General features: G+C 61.6%; 12 protein-coding genes. 7 read left to right on the plus strand and 5 right to left on the minus strand.

Annotation, left to right across the window (positions count from 1 at the left end; all coding sequences use genetic code 11):
* Nucleotide 1 precedes the first annotated feature (1 nt).
* Nucleotides 2–3805, minus strand: coding sequence for a multifunctional oxoglutarate decarboxylase/oxoglutarate dehydrogenase thiamine pyrophosphate-binding subunit/dihydrolipoyllysine-residue succinyltransferase subunit (locus AC1L6K_RS07690; RefSeq protein ID WP_480952115.1), 3804 nt, complete (start codon nt 3803–3805; stop codon nt 2–4).
* Between the two features lie 337 nt (nt 3806–4142).
* On the opposite strand from AC1L6K_RS07690, the gene guaB1 reads away from it, so the two are divergent.
* Nucleotides 4143–5642, plus strand: a complete 1500-nt coding sequence (gene guaB1, locus AC1L6K_RS07695) for a GMP reductase (RefSeq protein WP_480952116.1) — start codon at nt 4143–4145, stop codon at nt 5640–5642.
* Nucleotides 5643–5746: 104 nt separating this feature from the next.
* Here the strand turns inward: guaB1 and AC1L6K_RS07700 are convergent, their stop codons facing one another.
* The 4 genes from AC1L6K_RS07700 to AC1L6K_RS07715 form a co-directional block, all read right to left on the minus strand.
* Nucleotides 5747–6655 carry a carbohydrate ABC transporter permease gene (locus tag AC1L6K_RS07700; protein WP_480952117.1) on the minus strand — a complete coding sequence of 303 codons (909 nt, stop codon included), beginning with the start codon at nt 6653–6655 and terminating at the stop codon, nt 5747–5749.
* Nucleotides 6652–7629, minus strand: a complete 978-nt coding sequence (locus AC1L6K_RS07705; RefSeq protein WP_480952118.1) for a carbohydrate ABC transporter permease — start codon at nt 7627–7629, stop codon at nt 6652–6654. The genes AC1L6K_RS07700 and AC1L6K_RS07705 overlap by 4 nt, the downstream gene beginning before the upstream one ends.
* A gap of 23 nt (nt 7630–7652) precedes the next feature.
* On the minus strand, nt 7653–9011 hold the full coding sequence (locus tag AC1L6K_RS07710) for an ABC transporter substrate-binding protein (RefSeq protein ID WP_480952119.1): 1359 nt from the start codon (nt 9009–9011) through the stop codon (nt 7653–7655).
* A gap of 1846 nt (nt 9012–10857) precedes the next feature.
* Entirely contained in the window at nt 10858–11892 is a 1035-nt protein-coding gene (locus AC1L6K_RS07715) for a LacI family DNA-binding transcriptional regulator (protein ID WP_480952120.1), read from the minus strand.
* Between the two features lie 280 nt (nt 11893–12172).
* On the opposite strand from AC1L6K_RS07715, the gene AC1L6K_RS07720 reads away from it, so the two are divergent.
* From AC1L6K_RS07720 to AC1L6K_RS07745, 6 genes are all read left to right on the plus strand, one after another.
* On the plus strand, nt 12173–13021 hold the full coding sequence (locus tag AC1L6K_RS07720; RefSeq protein WP_480952121.1) for a sugar phosphate isomerase/epimerase family protein: 849 nt from the start codon (nt 12173–12175) through the stop codon (nt 13019–13021).
* A gap of 71 nt (nt 13022–13092) precedes the next feature.
* Nucleotides 13093–14100 carry a Gfo/Idh/MocA family protein gene (locus AC1L6K_RS07725; protein ID WP_480952122.1) on the plus strand — a complete coding sequence of 336 codons (1008 nt, stop codon included), beginning with the start codon at nt 13093–13095 and terminating at the stop codon, nt 14098–14100.
* A gap of 311 nt (nt 14101–14411) precedes the next feature.
* Nucleotides 14412–15935 carry an ABC transporter substrate-binding protein gene (locus tag AC1L6K_RS07730; protein WP_480952123.1) on the plus strand — a complete coding sequence of 508 codons (1524 nt, stop codon included), beginning with the start codon at nt 14412–14414 and terminating at the stop codon, nt 15933–15935.
* 72 nt (nt 15936–16007) lie between these two features.
* Nucleotides 16008–16949: an ABC transporter permease gene (locus AC1L6K_RS07735; RefSeq protein WP_480952124.1), complete on the plus strand. Its 942-nt coding sequence runs from the start codon at nt 16008–16010 to the stop codon at nt 16947–16949.
* Complete coding sequence (locus AC1L6K_RS07740; protein WP_480952125.1) at nt 16946–18817, plus strand: dipeptide/oligopeptide/nickel ABC transporter permease/ATP-binding protein; 1872 nt, start codon at nt 16946–16948, stop codon at nt 18815–18817. The genes AC1L6K_RS07735 and AC1L6K_RS07740 overlap by 4 nt, the downstream gene beginning before the upstream one ends.
* On the plus strand, nt 18814–19704 hold the full coding sequence (locus tag AC1L6K_RS07745) for an ATP-binding cassette domain-containing protein (RefSeq protein WP_480952126.1): 891 nt from the start codon (nt 18814–18816) through the stop codon (nt 19702–19704). The genes AC1L6K_RS07740 and AC1L6K_RS07745 overlap by 4 nt, the downstream gene beginning before the upstream one ends.
* The last annotated feature ends 56 nt before the right edge of the window (nt 19705–19760 follow it).

The raw sequence follows: 19760 nt of genomic DNA on the forward strand, positions 1-19760 counted from the left end.
TTTAGCTGCGCTCGAACGCCTGCTTGACCAGCAAGGTCTGCTCGACAGCGTGGTTCTTGGCCGAACCCGTTGCCGTGGCAGCCGACGCCGGGCGTGAAACACGGCTCAGCTTCTGGTCCAGCTCGGGAGCCAGGTTCAAGCCCATGAACGGCCACGGGCCCTGGTTCGCTGGTTCGTCCTGTGCCCACACGATTTCGGCGTTGGGGTACTTGGCAAGCTCAGCCTTGATCTCCGCCAGCGGCAGCGGGTACAGCTGCTCCACACGGAGGATGGCAACCTTGCTGTCCCCGGCCTTGTCGCGTGCGGCGAGCAGGTCGTAGTACAGCCGGCCGGAGACCAAAATGACGCGGTCGACGGCGTTGTTGTCCAACGCTGCATGCTCACCAATCACGGGGCGGAAGCCGCCCTGTGTGAAGTCCTCAACCGATGAGGCTGCAGCCTTCAGGCGCAACAGCTGCTTCGGAGTGAAGATGATCAGCGGCTTGCGCGGGCGGCGGTAGGCCTGGCGGCGCAGCAGGTGGAAGTGCGACGCCGGCGTGGTCGGGTTGGCAACGATCATGTTGTCCTCGGCACACATCTGCATGAAGCGCTCGATGCGGGCTGAGGAGTGGTCCGGTCCCTGGCCTTCGTAGCCGTGCGGGAGCATCAGCACCAGGGAAGAACGCTGGCCCCACTTCTGTTCTGCCGAGGAAACGAATTCGTCAATGACTGTTTGCGCGCCGTTGACGAAGTCACCGAACTGCGCTTCCCAAACCACGAGGGCGTCGGGACGCTCGACGGAGTAGCCGTACTCGAACGCCATGGCAGCGTATTCGCTGAGCAGGGAGTCGTAGATCCACAGTTTTGCCTGGTCCTCGCTGAGGTCCCGCAGCGGGGTCCAGACGTTGCCGTTGGCGCGGTCGTGGAACACTGCGTGGCGGGACACGAAGGTGCCGCGGCGGGAGTCCTGGCCGGCCATGCGGACGGGCACGCCCTCCATGAGGAGCGAACCGAACGCGGCCAGTTCGCCAAAGCCCCAGTCGATGCTGCCGTTGCGGGACATGGCCTCGCGCTTTTCCAACAGCTGCTTGAGCTTGTTGTGGATCTCGAAGCCTTCTGGAACGGCCAGGTGGACTGCACCGATGCGGCCCAGGGTGTCGGCGCTGATGGCGGTGACCTGGGGATCGTTCACGCCGGAATCCGCCTGCTGCGCCATGGGGCGCTCGAGGTCGGAAATGGCCTGCGAATCCTTGGTGATGATCGGGATCGGCGAGGTTTGTGCGGCATGCGTTTCGGCGAAGACGCGTTCGAGGCGTTCCTGGTAGTCGCGCAGCAGCTGCGTGGCTTCCTCTTCGGTGATGTCGCCGCGGCCGATCAGGGCCTCGGTGTACAGCCGGCGGACAGAGCGCTTGGCCTCGATGAGGTTGTACATCAGCGGCTGCGTCATCGAGGGATCGTCACCCTCGTTGTGGCCGCGGCGGCGGTAGCAGACCAGATCAATGACAACGTCCTTGCGGAAGCGCTGCTGGAACTGGTACGCCAGCTGGGATGCGCGCACAACGGCTTCGGGATCGTCGCCGTTGACGTGGAACACGGGAGCCTGGATCATCTTGGCCACGTCGGTGGAGTACACCGAGGAACGCGATGATGACGGTGCCGTGGTGAAGCCAACCTGGTTGTTGACCACAACGTGGATGGTGCCACCGGTGCGGTAGCCGCGCAGCTGGGAAAGGTTGAGCGTCTCGGCAACAACGCCCTGGCCTGCGAAGGCGGCGTCGCCGTGGACCATGATGGGCAGGACGGGGAAGTTCTCGCCCTGGTCCAGACGGTCCTGCTTGGCACGGACGATGCCCTCCAGGACGCCGTCAACGGCTTCCAGGTGCGAGGGGTTGGCGGCGAGGTAAACCTTGGTCTCATTGCCGGCGTCGGAGGTGAAGGTGCCTTCCGTGCCCAAGTGGTACTTGACGTCGCCGGAGCCCTGGACGCTGCGTGAATCCTGGGTGCCCTCAAACTCGCGGAAGACCTGTGCATAGGTTTTGCCGGCGATGTTGGTGAGCACGTTCAGGCGGCCGCGGTGGGCCATGCCAATGGCGACCTCGTCCAGTCCGTCGTCGGCCGCATCGGAAATGATGGAGTCAAGCAGCGGAATCAGGGACTCTCCGCCCTCGAGGGAGAATCGCTTCTGACCAACAAACTTGGTCTGCAGGAACGTCTCAAACGCCTCTGCCGAGTTCAGCTTGGACACGATGCGCAGCTGCTCTTCGCGGCTCGGCTTGGAGTAAGGGTGCTCCAGCTCGTTCTGGAACCATTCGCGCTGCTCGGGTTCCTGGATGTGCATGTATTCGACGCCGGTGGTGCGGCAGTAAGCGTCGCGGAGCACGCCGAGGATGTCGCGCAGCAACAGCTTCTGTGCACCGCCAAAGCCGCCGGTGGGCCATTCGCGGTCCAGGTCCCACAGGGTCAGGCCGTAGGTGAGCACGTCCAGGTCGGGGTGCTTGCGCTGGACGAATTCCAACGGGTCGGTGTCAGCCATCAGATGGCCGCGCACACGGTAGGAGTGGATCATCTGCTGGATGCGGGCGACCTTGTTGATCTCGTCCGCGGGATCAACCTGCAGGTCAACGCTCCACCGGACAGGCTCGTACGGGATGCGCAGCGATTCGAAGATTTCGTCATAGAAGTTTTCGGCACCGAGCAGGAGCTGGTGCACCTTCTTCAGGAACTCGCCGGAGCCGGCACCCTGGATGACGCGGTGGTCATAGGTGGAGGTCAGGGTCAGGATCTTGGAGACGGCGTTCTGGGCGATGATCTTGGCGCTGGCACCCTGGTACTCGGCCGGGTAGTCAAGGGAGCCGACGCCGATGATGGCGGCCTGGCCCTTGGACAGGCGCGGCACCGAGTGGACGGTGCCAATGCCGCCGGGGTTTGTCAGCGAAAAAGTGGTGCCTGAGTGGTCGTCGGCTGTCAGCTTGCCTGCGCGGGCCCGCTTGATCAGGTCCTCGTACGTGTGCCAGAAACCGGCAAAGCTGAGTGTCTCGGCCTTCTTGATGTTCGGCACAATGAGCAGGCGCGAGCCATCAGGCTTGGGCATGTCAATGGCAATGCCGAAGTTCACGTGTGGCGGCTGGATGGCCACCGGCTTGCCGTCGATCTCGTCGTAGTGGACGTTCATGGACGGGAACTGGCCCAGGGCCTTGATGATGGCATAGCCGATCAAGTGGGTGAAGGAGACCTTGCCGCCGCGGGCGCGGGCCAGGTTTGAGTTGATGACAAGGCGGTTGTCGATCAGCAGCTTCGCCGGAATGGCACGCACACTGGTGGCCGTGGGCACTTCCAGGCTGCTGACCATGTTGGCCGCGATGGCCTTGGCCGGGCCGCGCAGAACAGTCTTCACTGACTCTTCCGGAACGGACTTGTCCTTGGCAGTCTTGGGCAGCTGCGCCGGGATGGGCGTGCTTCCGGTCCGTGCGGCGTCCTTGGCGGGTGCCGGCGGGCGCGGGGCAGCCGGCGCCTTGGTGGCCGCAGCGGGAGCTGCCGGAACAGCTGTGGCGGGTGCCGACGTCGTGCCTGCAGCAGCCGGGGCGGCGGAAGCCGGAGCGGCCGGGGGCGCGGGGACCACGGGGATCTGGGCTGTTATGGGTGCGGAATTGTTCGCGGTGTGGCGGCCGTTGCCATCTGCGTCATCCGCGGCGAAACCTTCAAACAGTGGCCACCACTTCGTGTCCACTGAATTCTTGTCGCCCTTGTAGCGCTCATACAGTTCGTCGACGAGCCACTCGTTGCCGCCAAATTCTTCGGGTAGACGGTGGATGGATTGCTCTGGCACGTGTATTACGCCTCTTCCATGAGTTCTTGTTGCCCGCTGTACAAGGTTACGCAAGGAGTCGGCACCTGAATCGGGCGGGTGCTGCCGGCGCAAACCTGCGTAGCCTATTCGAAATGTGGAAGAGGTCCAACTAACCCCTTCCCCCAACAAGTCTAGTAAGACTGGTGGCCTGTAGGCCAATCTACGCCGCGGCGCGCCCCGCCTTTGGGAAAAAGATGCATTTTTTTGCGGTGAATGGCGTCACATTGTGGCTAGACTCTTACCCGGGCGGCGCTGTGGCGCCCCCATCCGGCCGCTGACGGCCCACTGCAGCGGCCCTTTTCCATCAAGGAGTGCAATGCGTTTTCTCAACCAACCGGCCACCGACCTGACGTATTCCGACGTGTTCCTGATCCCGTCGCGTTCCACCGTCACCTCGCGTTTGGATGTTGATCTTTCCAGCGGGGACGGCACCGGCACCACCATTCCGCTGGTGGTGGCCAACATGACGGCGGTCTCGGGCAAGCGGATGGCCGAAACTGTGGCCCGGCGCGGCGGCATGGCCGTCCTGCCCCAGGACATTCCCCTGGACGTGCTCAAATCCGTCAGCGACTGGGTTAAACAACGCGATTCGCTCTATGAGACGCCGCTGCTGATGACTGCGGGGGACATCGTCATTGACGCCGTGCACCTGATGAGCAAGCGCTCCCACAATGCCGTGGTGGTGGTTGACGGCAGCGATTTTGTCGGTGTGGTGCGCGGCGTCGACTGCGAGGGCGTGGACAGGTTCTCCTCCCTTGCCTCGGTGATGCGCTCCAACGTGCTGACCCTGGATGCCGTGCCGTTTGACGAAATCCGTGCGCAGGCGGATGCCGGCGCCCTGGACTTCACCCAGGCCAAGGCGCTCACCGACGAGGCGCTCCGGGAGGCATTTGCAGTACTGGATGCCGCCGGAACCGATTACGCCCCGGTGCTGCGTGCCGGTGAAGTCGTTGGCGTACTGACCAGGACCGGCGCCCTGCGCTCCACCATCTACCAGCCTGCCCTTGACAGTTCGGGCCGGCTGCGGCTCGGCGTGGCCGTGGGGATCAACGGCGACGTTGCTGCCAAGTCCGCCGCGCTGCTTGAGTACGGCGTCGATGCGCTGGTTGTGGACACCGCCCACGGGCACCAGGAAAAGATGATGGAGGCCGTGCGCGCCGTGCGGTCGCTCTCCCCGGCTGTTCCCGTGGCTGCCGGCAACGTGGTCAGCGAAGCAGGGGTGCGGGACCTGGTCGAGGCCGGGGCCGACATCATCAAGGTCGGCGTCGGACCCGGTGCCATGTGCACCACGCGCATGATGACGGCGGTTGGCCGGCCACAGTTTTCGGCCGTTTTGGAATGTTCGACGGCGGCTGCCGAGTTGGGTGCCCACGTGTGGGCCGATGGCGGGGTGCGGTACCCGCGGGACGTGGCGCTGGCCTTGGCGGCCGGGGCCAGCCAGGTGATGATCGGGTCCTGGTTTGCCGGCACCTATGAGAGCCCGGGCGACCTGCAGGTGGATGCCGGCGGCCGCCAGTACAAGGAAAGCTTTGGCATGGCGTCCGCGCGGGCCGTGCAAAACCGCACCTCCCGTGAGGGTGCGTTTGAGCGGGCCCGCAAGGGTTTGTTTGAGGAGGGCATCTCAACGTCGAAGATGTATCTGGACCCTGCCCGGCCCGGCGTCGAGGACCTGCTGGACATGATCACCGCGGGCCTGCGCAGCTCCTTCACTTATGCGGGCGCCGCGTCGTTGGCTGAATTCCGGGAACGCGCGATCGTTGGCGTGCAGTCTGCCGCTGGTTATGAGGAAGGCCGGCCGCTGCCGCAGAGCTGGTAACAGACCCAGACAAGGGGGCCAAGCAAAAGAATGGTTTGGCTGTGCGAAGTGCTGCACGGCCAAACCATTCCTTTTTGAATCTGTCCGGGGTAGTCCGGTCCGGCCTACTTCACGCTTCCGGCAGTGAGGCCGCCTACGAGGTAGCGCTGGAAAACCAGGTACAGCAGCACCACTGGAACAGCACAGACCAAGGCGGCGGCCATCATTTGGCTGTAGACTGGGATGGCCCCGCCTTCCTGGCCGGCGCTGAAAGTCTGCAAAACGATGGCTGCAGTTGCCGTGTCGGGTTTGGTAAAAATGGACGCAAACAGCACGTCATTCCAACCGAGCAGGAACGCAAAGATTCCTGAAACAACGATCCCGGGCCAACTCAAGGGAACGATGATTCTGAACAAAATTCCCAGGTTTGAAGCACCATCAATTCTGGCGGCTTCTTCTAGTTCGCGGGGAAGGCCTCGGAGATAAGTCACCATGACCCAGGTTGAGAAGGGCAATGCGAATGTCAGGTAGGCGATGAACAGCCCCCAAAGAGTGCCAATAATCGTGATGCCGATCCAGGAACCGATCGAGGCGAAGAGAACGAATACGGGCAGCAACATCAGCGTTCCCGGGATGCTCTGGAGTCCCAAGAGTCCCCGAAGCATCGTCAACCTGCCAAAGAAGGAGAACCTGACCAGCACATACGCTGTGCCAATGGCGATCACAGCCGAAACCACGGCCACAGACCCGGAGACCACAAGGCTGTTGACCAGTCCCTTGCCCAATCCAACGCTGCTCCAGATCTTGGTGTAGCTTTCCAAGGAAAATTGGCTTGGCCAAAACTCACCGGTGGCGACGCCGGTGTCGGTATTCAGCGATGCCAGGAAAATATAGCTGATTGGCAGCAGCACGAAAATGCACAGGACTGCTGTCAATATGGCAATCAGCCAGGTCGGCATCAGCCGGGTGACCTCGGAGCTTCTGGACTTGCTGCGCGGTTTACTTTGCGGGCGCATACGAGCTTGGGTGCTCATTTCTTGGCTCCGTCCTCAGACACGTCAAGTCTGACCGCGCGCAGGTAGATGAACAGTGGAATGGCAATGAGAACCAGTGAAACGACCGCCATGGCGGCGCTAAGGCCGAAGCGGAAGCTCTGGAAACTTGTCACGTACACCAGGATCGGCAATACATTTACGTCCGCCGGGGCGGGTGCCCCAAACAGGACGTATGGCAGCGTGAAGTTGTTGATGTGGTTCAAGATGCCAAGCAGAAAAGCCAGCGCAACGGGGCCCTTGAGATAGGGGAAGATGACTTCCCGCAACTTGCGCCACCATAGGGCGCCGTCGATCGCGGCCGCCTCATGCACTTCATGGTCCACGGACTGCAGACCGGCCAATGCCAGCAGATATATGAACGGCCAGGCAGCCCAAATCTCCACGAAAACCAAAGTCCAGTATGACATCGGGCCGTTGAGCCAAAGCGCCGGGTCGATGCCGACGTTGCTCGCCACGCTGTTGACGATGCCGTCCGGCTGGAGCATGGTGCGCCACACGGTGGCGACCACGAATGAAGGCAGAATATAGGGGATGAGGAAGACTGCACGCACGACCGCCCGGCCACGGTAGGCATTTTGGGTCACCACCGCGGCGGCCACACCCAAAGGCACCGTCACAACGGTGGAGATGACGGCGAACGAGACGCTAATCCAGATGGAGCGCAGCAGGTCCGATTTTGTCAGGGCTTCAACATAGTTCTCGATGCCAACAAATGGTGTCGACAACCATTTTCGCAGCGTGTACTGATCGAGGTCGATGACAGAGATGTAAAGGGCCAAGACGAGCGGGATAAGAATAATGACAGTGATCAGAAAGCCGCCCGGGGCCAGCAACCACAGCGGGCGGTCACGCTCGGTGACCCCCTTTCGTTTCTTGTTCTTAATGGCGGCGGCCCTGCGTGCGGAACGAGTTTCCCCGTCCCGCACGCTGTCCTCATCGGTGTGAGTAGACATGTGAATGTTCTTTCGGTGGCGTGCTACTTGGCCCGGTCCAGGGCGGCTTGCGCAGTGGACTGTGCTTCCTTGATCCTGGATGTCAAATCCGCCTCGCTGACGGAACCGGCGTTCAGGTCGGGGATGGTCTGGACTGCAACATTGGTCAGTGCCAGCTGCACGTCGCCCCATGCCCCGCTAAATGGTGTGGCCACGGATTTAGATGCCGCATCGAGTGCGGGGGCGACCAGCGGATCCGACTCAAGTGCCTTGGCTGCTTCGACATTTGTGGGGATCTCGCCAAACGTCTTGAAATAGTGGGCCTGGGCGTCTGCGCCAGTGATCATGTTGATGAATGCAAAAGCAAGATCCTTTTCTTTTGAATAATCGGCAACGACCAGGTTGTCTCCCGAAAGAATACTGGCGGCTTCGATGCCTCCGCTCGGACGGCTGGTGGCGCCCGGAGGAATCATGGGCAACAACGCGTATTCATATTTGCCCTTCACGACCGAAGCGTCGAGAGTGGGAATGCTCAGCGGGGAGGTCATGGGAAAGTAGCCTGCCTTGCCGCCGGCAAATGCTGCCAGAGCCTGGGCGTTGGCCCAACCCACTGACGCAGGATCGACGGCTTTGTCCTTTGTCAGCCAGCCAAAGTACGTTTCGTAGGCTTTCACGACGGTTGGGTCGTCGAGGCGGACCTTGTCCCCGTCTATGAGCGGGTTGCCCCCCTGGATGGACATGCCCCAGATGAACTTCCAGGGATCAAAATTGTCCTTGTAGGCAATGGCAATGCCATATTCATCCCCGGACGTCATCTTCCGGGCATGCTCAGAAAATTCATCCCAGGTGGTGGCTGGCTTTTCAATGCCTGCTTTTTTGAGCAGTTCGGTGTTGTAAGCCATGACAAATGGACGGCTGACGAAGGGAATGCCAATCTGATTGCCATCGTCCGGGCCGGAAATGCCCAACGTTGCCGGGATGAACCTGTCCTTGCCTCCGATCTTTGACCACTCATCGTCTCCCAGCTTGACGAATGCGCCGGTGGAATAGGCGGTGGGTGTGAACGTTGTTCCCAGTCCGTAGACATCAGGACCGATTCCTGCAACGACAGAGGTTTGAATACGGGTCATTTCATCGTTGGCAGTGGCGAAGGTTTCCCATTGGATGGTGGCACCGGTCAGGGTCTTGAAGTCAGTGGCCGTCTTGGCAAACCACTCCTTTTGCTCGTTCGGGTATTGGGGCTTGGTATTGAAAAGAACTGTCAGGGTCTTTCCGGCACCGTCAACCTTTCCCCCGGTCGCCGGATTAGACGTCTCAGGTTTCCCGCCACATGCCGCCAATGCCAGTGATAGTGCACCGAGTCCTCCGACACCTACGAGAAAATTCTTGCGTGAAATTTCCATCTTGTTCCTCCTTGAACAATAGAAAACCGCTGTGAGGTAAGTCATAGCACAATCGCTAGTGACACAGACTCTATCCACACTGGTAATGATTGCGCAATCAGTTGCCAGATAGTTGCCATAACTAATTCTGGATTGACTAAATGTCCATGATGTGGACACCTGTTTTTCGTTTGAGCCGATGGGTGCGGAGCTCACTCGACTCGGGTTGACTGGCCAGTGTGGCTCGACGGTGAAGCGACGGGCTGCATCCCTGCGGAATGGGGAACGCCGACCCATGGGAGTGTGCCTGGGGTGCAGCGGCATCTAACAGGTACTGCTCGGCTCGTTGGTGACGAGGGGCTCCATAATCTGAAGTTGTGCAGGACCGGTCGGGAATACATGTTTCACACGATGCCATCGGATTCTGGTGCGGCGGGACCGGCTTATGTTGGAGCGGAATCAGAGGCGGCGCGCCTCGATGCCATTCACGTCGTCATGGGCAATCAGGCCGATCTGAGCGGGGCCGCCCATCCCACTCGGTCCAGGTGCGCCACGTGTGCATGGGAGCCTGCTGCATCCGCGAAGCAGAGGCCAGTACCGGAGGCAACGCGGTCGGGTGGGTGGAGCCCATGCACGGGTTGTGGCAGGACATGACCCTGGCCGTCAGTCAAATTGAAGGCGCACGCAACGTGAAGTCATGATGGTTGGCAGTCGGTTGTCATCAACGCTGACTGCCACTATGTTTCGAACATGGACTCCAACGATTTATGACGGGGCGGCAGCATCAGACGTGGGGGCCTGGGCTGTGTAGCGCGCATTCTCACGACGGTAGGGGCAGTTCCGAGACGGCGGCCCGCATTCATCGCCTTGTTGACGAGCTGGACAGCCGGTGGACAGGAGTCCCGCGGTCTGGCCGGCAAGAGGCGGCAAGTGTCATGGCACTTCGTGCCGCAGGCGTAACAAGCTCGTTTTCGGTGAAATTGTGATCGGCGAATAGTCAGCAGCTGCGCGGCACGGGCAGCTGCTCCCTATCCTCTATACGCAAGAGTCTGCTGATGTGGGACGGGCCGCGCACGAACGGTTGCCTCCGCTCGTCGACGGGGTGGTCTTGGCGATTTCGAGAAGGTCAGTGGAATGCGCGCTGCCATGCGTCATTTGGCTGAGTTGGGTCCTGCAAGTGTCAGCCACGCAGCCGGGCCTGAGCGGTCGCGGGCCGACGACGTCAAATGGGCGGCCGCACGCCGGGCGGCGGACGAGAACGACGTCAAGGTCCGGCTTATTGGACCTTTTGCCGACGTTGGCAGGCGGTCGCAGCTGCTGAAGCCTTGCATCGACGGCTGGGCAGCGCCATTGTTCGGTACCAGGACCTCATTTCCCTGCGCATGCCCAAGGGCCTCAACCAGCGGGGTCTCAGCGTTCCACGTGATGTTGGCGTGATCGGCTTGACAACATTCTGGAAGCCGCCGATTCGGCGCCTGGCCTGACGACAGTTGCCGCTCCGCTGGAGATGCTGGCGCGCACGGATGTTGAACTGGTGCTCTCACGGAAACTCAAAAAGTGGCCCCGTCAGGGTTCGGCCGCAGTTGCACGCCCCGCCACGATTCCTGCCCGCTTGATCGTTCGCGGGCCTGCGCAGTTCCTTCACCTATGCGGGCGCCGCGTCATTGGCTGAACTCAGGGAACGCGCCATCGTGGCGTGCAGTCGGCCGCGGGCTATTCTGCCGCTGGTTATGAGGAAGGCCGGCCGCTGCCGCAGAGCTGGTAACAAGCTCGGAGCCAGCCGGCGCATGGTTGAGCCTGAACATGGCGCGGGGTGACACCCCGCGCCCCGTTCAGGTCCAACCTTGCGCATAAACTCAGCCCGGCATCAGGGCCTCCGTGCCCGAACCGGTGCGGGCCCGGTGGAGCTGCGGATGGTCAGGTGCGTGGGCAGGATGCTTTGGTTTCGCGGCGGCGCACCCACAGCTGAGTTGATCTTGCCCAACAACATGGTCACCGCCACGCGCCCGGCCTGCTCCACAGGTGCCGTGACAGTGGTTAATGGCGGGCTGCAAAAGTCAGCCCCAAAGATGTCGTCGCAGCCCACAATGCTCATGTCCTCCGGCACCCTGACGCCGCGTTCCCGGAGCCGTTGCAGCATGCCGATGGCGATCAGGTCGTTGAAGGCGATCCCGGCCGTCGCTCCCGAGTGCACCAGTGCGTCGGCGGCGGCCGCCCCCGAGTACGTGCGCGGTGCAAACGGTCCCAGGCGCACGACTGTTACCTGGCGCTCCTCGGCCGCGGCGGACAACGCCGCCCACCGGCGGTGGTTTGAACTGGAGCTCTCGGGGCCGGCCAGGTAGGCAATGTGTGTGTGCCCCAGCGAGATCAGGTGGTCAAGAGCCTGGTTGGTGGCTGTGGGGGTGTCCAGGATGACCGAACCGACACCGGGAACACTGCGGTTGATCGCCACCGTGGGAAGTTTTGCCGCCATCTGTGTCAACGATTCATCGCTGAGCCGGGACGCGGTAAGAATGATCCCGTCGGCAGTGTTGCGCAGCTGCTCGATGGTGCTGGACTCAACCTCGTCCGACTCTTCCGTGTCAACCAGAAGCTGGGTGTAGCCGGCGGCCTTGAGCTGCAGCTGGGTTCCCCTGATGATGTCAAAGAAGAAGGGGTTCGTAATGTCGGCAACCAGTACGGCAACGGCCTTGCTCTGGCCGGAGCTCAGCGCCTTGGCCTGGGCATTGGGCACATAGTTCAACTGGGCAGCAGCCGCTTCAATGCGCGCCCGGGTGCGGAAGTTGACGCGATCCGGGTTGGACAGGGCCCTGGACACCGTTGAAGCGGCCACGCCGGAAAGAGCTGCAACATCATGGATCGTGGCAGGTTTCCCGGGGGTGAGGCCGGGGGTTGCAGTCATTTTCGGAACACATCCTTGTGTATTTGCAAGCGCAGGATTCTTGAATCCTGCGCTTGGACGGGCGGCCGGATGCAAGATCGGGCCATCCTGTGACATGTGACACTTTAATATTCTCAGAGTACGTCTTGAGGCAAGAAATGGCAATCGGTTGTCAATCTCGGTCTTCGGCGCTAGGCTTTTACTCATAACAGCTCGTGTGAAGTGAGTCACCGCCAGCCGCCTGCCCGTGAGGGCTGCCGCCCGGCGGCCGGCCGAGACCCCCTCGAAATTGGAGACTTTTATGAACCCCGCCACGAACCCCACATGGACCCTTTCCGGCTTTGGCGACGAAGTTGATCCCGACCCCAAGGTGCAGGCCGCGGTTCTTCTGGCCCTTGGTGCATCCCACATCGAGGTGCGCAGCGCGTGGGGCACCAATGTTGTGGAACTCTCCGATCAGCAGGTTGCCGAGCTCAAGGCAATCCTGGATGAATCGGGACTGAAGGTCTCCGCCGTCGCAAGCCCCATTGGCAAGGTGGACATCTCCCTCCCCGCCGAACATGAGGCCGGGCGCCTGCGCCGCATCATCGAGGTCGCCAAGGCGCTCGACACCAAGTACATCCGCATGTTCTCCTTCTTCCGCGCCGAGGACCAGAGTCCCGAAGACATCCGCGAAGCGGTCATGGAACGCATGGCGGTGCTGGCGCGCGTGGCCGAAGAGTCCGACGTCGTGCTCATTCATGAAAACGAGAAGGACATCTACGGCGACACCCCGGAGCGTGTCCTGGACCTCATGGAAACCGTGAATTCCCCGGCCCTGCGCGCCGCCTGGGACAACGCCAACTTTGTCCAGGTCGGCGTGAAGCCCTACACCGACGCCTACGCCATGCTGCGCCCCCACCTTGAATACCTGCAGGTCAAGGACGCCATTGCCGGCACCGGCGAAGTTGTGCCCACCGGCAAGGGCGACGGCCAGCTCGTGGAGACACTGACCGCGCTGAGCCGGGACGGCTACACCGGTTTCGCCTCACTCGAACCGCACCTGGCAGCACAGCACGAATTGGGCGGATTCTCCGGCCCCGCAGCATTCGGCGAGGCAGCCCGCGCCTTCCGATCGGCAACCGACGCCATCGGCGTCACCCTCGCCTGAGACGCGACAGCACCCGCCTGCACCGGGGCAACCGCACCACCTGATCTTCCCCACCAGACAAAGGAGTCACCATGCCCAGAGTTGCCATCATTGGTTGCGGGGACGTCGCCACCGTCCACTTCGAAGCCGTTGCGGCCATTGAGGGGGCGGAGCTGGTCGCTGTCTGCGACACGGATCCTGTCCGCCTGGCGGCTGCTTCCGAGGCCCGCGGCGTGCCCGGCTACAGCGAAATCGGGGCACTCCTCGACGAGGTGCGCCCCGACGTCGTGCATGTCTGCACTCCCCACAACCAGCACGCCGACCCCGCCATCGCGGCGCTGGAGCGCGGCATCAATGTCATCAGCGAGAAGCCGCTTGCCAGCACCATGGCCGACGGCGAACGGCTGGCTGCCGCTGCGTCCGCCAGTTCGGCGCGGATCGGCATTTGCTTCCAAAACCGCTACAACGTGGCGGTCAAGGCCATGGCGGAGCGGCTCGCCTCGGGCGAGTTTGGGGCGGTTCTTGGCGGCTCGGGCACTGTCATGTGGAGCCGGACCGCTGAGTACTACGAAAACCGGCCGTGGCGCGGCTCCTGGGCAGGCGGCGGCGGGGGCTTGCTGATGAACCAGGCCATCCACACCCTGGACCTGCTGCAGTGGATGATGGGGGAGGTCACCTCGGTCGCGGGCCATGCGGCAACGCACGCCCTGGGCGGCACGATCGACGTGGAGGACACGGCCGAGCTGGTCCTGACCCATGCCAACGGTGTCCGCAGCGTCTTCTATGCCACGCTTGCCAACTCCGTCAATGCGCCGGTGACAGTGGACGTGGTGGCAGAAAAGGCAACCCTGCACCTGCGGGGGGACTTGACCATTACGCACGCCGACGGCCGGGTCGAAGTCGTGGAGGAACGCCGGGCGGCTTCGGGCGGGCGCGACTACTGGGGCGTGTCGCATCAGTTGTACATCGCCGACTTCTATGCGCAGCTGGACCAGGACGGTCCGTTCTGGATCAACCCCGACGAGGCGCTCAAGACGCTGCGCGTCATCAAGGACGTGTACGCCCAGAGCTATCCGGACAGGTTGGTGGAAGTTTCCTAGCCAACGGGCTGAATGTTTGCCATAGCAATGCCCGGTCGGGTTCCGGCCGGGCATTGTCATGTGATGAATTCGGGCAGGTGCAACAGCCGGTTGTCACGATTATTGCCTCGTGTGTGGATTGAATTTCCGGGGAATCTTGGGGCTTATATAACGGTTTACGGCATCTTTTGACAATCGGTTGCCAAAGTTGCGCAACCCAAGTAATGTGTTTTATGCAACAGCGAATGTGGCGCAAGCCACACTCGCCCAAGCCTTTCAGCCCGTTAGTTTTTCATTCCGTTAATGCGACCCCTTAGAACAAGGAGCCAACAATGAAGTTTGGTCCAAAATCCACAGTCGTGGCAGTGCTTACTGCCGCGGCGCTTGCCCTGACCGCCTGTGGCGGCGGTGCCAATTCAGGCGGGGGCGGCGCCGCCGCCACGACCCTCAGCCTCGGCAGCGTGAACGACATGAAGACCTTTGATCCCACCGATGCGCACATCGGGCACACGATGCCGTTTTACCAGGCAGTCTATGATTCCTTGATTCGACGGGCACCGGGTGGCGAACTTGAGCCGATGCTGGCCACCGAGTGGACGTACAACGGAGACCACACAGTACTGACGCTCAAGCTGCGCACCGATGTCACCTTCGAAGACGGCACCAAATTTGACGCGGTGGCGGCCAAGGCAAACCTGGACCGCTTCAAGGAAGCCAAGGGCCAGGACGCCTACCAGGCAGCCGCGCTCAAGAGCGTTGACGTAGTGGATGCTGCCACGATCGCCATCACACTCAACGCACCGGATCCGGCGTTCACTTACTACCTGACACAGGCGCTGGGCTTCGTCGCAAGCCCGAAGGCCGTCGGCACTGAGGGCATCAAGACCGATCCGCAGGGTTCCGGGCCGTACGTCTATGACGCAAAAAGTTCCGTCAAGGGATCCCAGTATGTTTTTACCAAGCGTGAGGGCTATTGGGACAAGGACCTGCAGAAGTTTGACAAGATCACCATCAAGTACCTGGTGGACCTGACGGCCCGCACCAATGCCCTGGTTTCCGGCCAGGTTGATGCGGCCCTGCTGGACCCCAAGGCCGGCAAGCAGGCTGAAGGTGCCGGCATGGTCGCCCACAAGAGCCAGGTGGACTGGCACGGGATCCTGTTGTTTGACCGCGACGGTGCGATCACCCCGGCCCTGGGCGATGTCAAGGTTCGCCAGGCCATCAATTACGCCTTTGACCGCAAGACGATCCTGGAGCAGCAGTTCCTCAACGAAGGCACAGTCACCGACCAGGTGTTTGGCCCCGAAAGCGGCGCCTACGTCCCGGAGCTGGACAACAGCTACCCGTACGACCCTGCCAAGGCCAAAGCGCTGCTGGCCGAGGCCGGCTACCCCGACGGATTTACACTGAAGATCCCGACAGTTGCAGCCTTCGACGGAGTCAACGCCGTCTACAAACAGCAGCTGGCAGACGTAGGCATCAAGCTCGAAACGGAGACCATCCCGCCGGCCAACCTCGTCTCCGATATGGCCGCAGGCAAGTACTCGGCAGCCACTTTCCAGCTCTACCAGGGCGAACCGTGGGTTGCCATCAACCAGATGGCGTCCAACACCGCGTTGTACAACCCGTTCAAGAATGAGACGCCGGAACTGACAGCCTTGATTCAAGCCGTTCAGAACGGTGGGGACAAGAGTGCTGATGAAGCGAAAAAGGTCAATGAGTACCTCACGAAGAATGCCTGGTTCCTGCCGCTGTTCCGCCTGAACCAGATGTACTTCAGCAATAAGAAGATCGACGTTCAGCCACAGTTGCAGCAGGCCGTCCCGTCCATCTACAACTACGCGCCGGCAAAGTAGCAGCGCACTGCCGGGGGCGGTTACCGCCCCCGGCACCTCTTCCCATCCTTGATCCCTCCACTTGGAGCACCCATGGTTTCCTTTATTCTTAAAAGAATCGTTTCCGGCATCTCGGTGCTCGTTGCGATCTCGTTCTTTACTTACTGCCTCCTGTACTTCTCCAGTGCAAATATTGCCCGCAACATCCTCGGTGAGTTCGCCAGCCAGGAACAAGTTGCGGCCAAGGAAGTTGAACTTGGTCTTGACCGGCCACTGCTGGTCCGATTCTTTGAGTGGGCAGGGCAGGCCGTCCAAGGTAATTTCGGCTCGTCCTGGTTCAACTCCGAGCCCGTGATCGGCGCCATCACCACCCGCCTGCCCATCACACTGACCCTCGTGATCATTTCGATGATCTGCATCACCATCGTGGCCACGCTCCTTGGCATGGCCGCCGCCGTCAAGCGCGGCTGGATCGACAAACTAGTCCAGGGCGCTGCCGTCCTCGGAGATGCCATTCCTGACTTTGTCCTGGGCATCATCCTGGTTGCTGTCTTCGCCATCAACCTCCAGCTCTTCCCGGCCACCAGCAGCATCTCCCCGGATGCGGGCTCCGCGGCCTGGGTGGCCTCGATGACCCTCCCCGTCATCGCCTTGCTCATCAACGGTGTTGCCAGTGTCGCCCAGCAAGTCCGCAGCGCCGTCATCAAGCAGCTGGAAAAGGATTACGTGCGCACGCTCCGCAGCCGTGGCATCCCCGAGTGGGAGATCCTGTTCAAGCACGTCCTGCGCAGCGCCGCGCCGGCCGGAATGACAGTCTTGAGTCTCAAATTCGTGGGCATGCTCGGTGGCGTTGTCATTATTGAGCAGATCTTCGCGCTGCCCGGCATGGGCGCGCTGGCAGTACAGTCCACGAGCATGGGTGACATCCCACTCGTGATGGGCGTTGTCCTGTACACGGTTATCATCGTTATTATCGTCAACTTGTTGGTGGATCTCATCAACGGTTGGCTGAACCCCAAGGTGCGTGTCTCATGAGCATGATTCAGCCAGAAGAGCTTGTCGGCCAGACGGGGACTGTGGTCCGTTCCCACCCCGTCAAAAAGATTTTGAAGAACCCCATGGGCCTGGCGTCCGTGGTCGTGCTCCTGTTCATGGTTGCACTGGCGGTGCTGGCCAACGTGCTGGCGCCCTTTGACCCCAACTTCGCTGATATCGGCAAAACCCTGTCCTCTGGAGACGCCGTCAACCTCCTGGGGACCGACAGCGTGGGTCGGGACGTCTGGAGCAGGCTCGTCTTTGGAGCCCGCACCACCTTGCTTTCAGCACTGCTTTGCGCTGGCGTTGCCATCGTCATCGGGCTTCCGACCGGCTTGATCGCCGGGTACTACGGCGGCAAGTTCGACGGCGTATCCAACTGGGTGGTCAACGTCCTGATGAGCCTGCCAGGAATCATCGTGCTGTTGACAGTCCGTGCCGCCGTTGGACCCTCCGTGTGGATCTCGATGGTTGCCTTTGGAATTCTCATGGCACCGGGCTATTTCCGGCTGACTCGGACGGCAGTCCAATCAGTGCGTAACGAGTTGTACGTCGATGCCGCACGTGTAGCCGGCCTCAGCGATGCCACGATCCTGTCCCGTCACATCTTTTCCGTGGTGCGAGCACCCATCATCATCCAAACAGCCGTCATATGCGGCGTAGCCATCGCCATCCAGTCAGGACTCGAGTTCCTCGGCCTGGGTGATCCATCCGTGGCCACGTGGGGTGTCATGCTCAATGAGGGCTTCAAAAACATTTACCTCAGCCCCGTGCTGCTGGTCTGGCCAGTGGTGGCAATCGGCCTGACCATCGGCGCCCTGGTGCTGTTGGGCAACGCCATCCGGGATGCGCTCGAGGACGCAGAGAAGATCAAGGCGCCCAAGCGTGGAAGCAATACCGCCCAGGCAGAGCTCGCGGCAACCCGCCACCGTCCCGAACGCACCAGCGCCGCCAGCGTCGAGTCCGGCACCGAACACCACCTGGTCAAGGTTTCGCACCTTGGCGTGGGCTACCCCCAGGCTGACGGTTCAATCAAAAAAGTTGTCGATGATGTGTCGTTCCATGTTGACCGCGGCGAGGTGCTCGGTATTGTTGGCGAGTCGGGTTCCGGGAAGTCCCAGACGGCCTTCTCCATCCTTGGCCTGTTGCCTGAAAATGCCCGTATCGTGGCCGGCAGCATCCAATTCGACGGAAAGTTCACGGTAGGACCCACTGACGACCGCGTCAGCCAGGTCCGACTAAGTGAATTCCGGGGCAAGCGGATTTCATACATTCCCCAGGAACCCATGAGCAACCTGGACCCCGCATTCACCATCGGCTACCAGCTGGTCACGCCCATGATGCGTGTGCTGAAGATTTCCAAAACCGAGGCACGCAAACGTGCCCTCAAACTGCTGGACGATGTTGGCATCCGGTTCCCGCAAAAGACCTTCGACGCATACCCGCACGAGGTGTCCGGTGGCATGGCCCAGCGTGTGCTGATTGCCGGGGCGATCAGCTGCGAACCCGACCTCATCATTGCCGACGAACCGACGACGGCCCTCGACGTCACAGTCCAGGCAGACGTTCTGGATCTGATCAGGGACCTGCAAAAACGACTGGACGTCGGTGTGATTCTCGTGACCCACAACTTCGGCGTTGTCGCCGACCTGTGTGACCGTGTTGTCGTCATGAAGAACGGGCGCCTCGTTGAGGAAGGCGATGTCCGCGACATCCTGCGCAACCCGAAGGACCCCTACACACAGAAGCTTCTCGGCTCCATGCTTGAAGGCAAGGAACCCATGACCATGCTGGTCTCTGCAGGCATGACGGCTGCCGAAGCCGCCGGACATGATGATGAGAGCAACGAAAAGGAGTTGGCCCAATGATTGCCCCCGACAAACTGGTCAAGGCCGCGAGCCCGGACCTCCTTACCGTGGCGGGCCTGGACGTCGAATACCCGCTGAAAGGGTTCCGCCGCAAGCCGTTCCGTGCGCTGACAGACATCAATATCTCCATCAAGCCCGGGGAGACCCTTGGCCTGGTCGGCGAATCAGGTTCCGGCAAGACCACACTGGGCCGGGCCGTCCTTGGTCTTGCCCCCGTCACACGTGGCACGATCACTTTTGAAGGCAACGACATCAGTCACGCCTCACGGGCCGAACGCCGCAGCCTGGGCAAGGACCTGCAGGTAGTTTTCCAGGATCCCTACACCTCGCTGAACCCCTCGCTGCAAATCGGTGACATCCTCTCTGAACCGTTGAAGGTGCAAGGCCAGGAACCGGCTGCAGCGCGCAAAAGGGTGCGCGAGCTGCTGGACCAGGTGGGCCTGCCCTCCGACGCCGTCGAACGGCTTCCGCGCGAGTTCAGCGGCGGCCAGCGCCAGCGCGTGGCCATCGCCAGGGCCCTTGCCCTCGCACCGAAGCTCATTGTCTGCGACGAACCTGTCAGTGCCCTTGATCTTTCGACGCAGGCTGTCGTACTGGACTTGTTTCTGCAGATCCAGCGCGACACCGGCGTCTCCTACCTGTTCGTGTCCCACGACCTCGACGTTGTGCGCCACATCAGCCACCGCGTGGCCGTCATGTACCACGGTGAAATCGTGGAGCAGGGCCCGGCGGCCGTCGTTACCCGGACGCCGGAGCACCCCTACACCCAGCGTCTTTTGCTGGCCTCCCCGGTCCCGGATCCGGACCGCCAGGCGAAGCGGCGCAATGAACGACACGAGCTCCTGGCCGCGCAGCGGCTTGAAGAGGCGAGCGGGATCCCCGCATAGCCTGTGACAGAAGTTTGACCAGCAGTAACAACCACCGGGAAAGTCCCACAGGACTC

The organism is Specibacter sp. BI4, assembly GCF_056680095.1.

What these genes read in the sequence shown, in the direction of transcription:
- guaB1 (WP_480952116.1), top strand. Translation starts at nt 4,143, where the DNA reads ATGCGTTTTCTCAACCAACCGGCCACCGACCTGACGTATTCCGACGTG.
- AC1L6K_RS07700 (WP_480952117.1), bottom strand. Translation starts at nt 6,655, where the DNA reads ATGAGCACCCAAGCTCGTATGCGCCCGCAAAGTAAACCGCGCAGCAAG.
- AC1L6K_RS07705 (WP_480952118.1), bottom strand. Translation starts at nt 7,629, where the DNA reads ATGTCTACTCACACCGATGAGGACAGCGTGCGGGACGGGGAAACTCGT.
- AC1L6K_RS07710 (WP_480952119.1), bottom strand. Translation starts at nt 9,011, where the DNA reads ATGGAAATTTCACGCAAGAATTTTCTCGTAGGTGTCGGAGGACTCGGT.
- AC1L6K_RS07715 (WP_480952120.1), bottom strand. Translation starts at nt 11,892, where the DNA reads ATGACTGCAACCCCCGGCCTCACCCCCGGGAAACCTGCCACGATCCAT.
- AC1L6K_RS07720 (WP_480952121.1), top strand. Translation starts at nt 12,173, where the DNA reads ATGAACCCCGCCACGAACCCCACATGGACCCTTTCCGGCTTTGGCGAC.
- AC1L6K_RS07725 (WP_480952122.1), top strand. Translation starts at nt 13,093, where the DNA reads ATGCCCAGAGTTGCCATCATTGGTTGCGGGGACGTCGCCACCGTCCAC.
- AC1L6K_RS07730 (WP_480952123.1), top strand. Translation starts at nt 14,412, where the DNA reads ATGAAGTTTGGTCCAAAATCCACAGTCGTGGCAGTGCTTACTGCCGCG.
- AC1L6K_RS07735 (WP_480952124.1), top strand. Translation starts at nt 16,008, where the DNA reads ATGGTTTCCTTTATTCTTAAAAGAATCGTTTCCGGCATCTCGGTGCTC.
- AC1L6K_RS07740 (WP_480952125.1), top strand. Translation starts at nt 16,946, where the DNA reads ATGAGCATGATTCAGCCAGAAGAGCTTGTCGGCCAGACGGGGACTGTG.
- AC1L6K_RS07745 (WP_480952126.1), top strand. Translation starts at nt 18,814, where the DNA reads ATGATTGCCCCCGACAAACTGGTCAAGGCCGCGAGCCCGGACCTCCTT.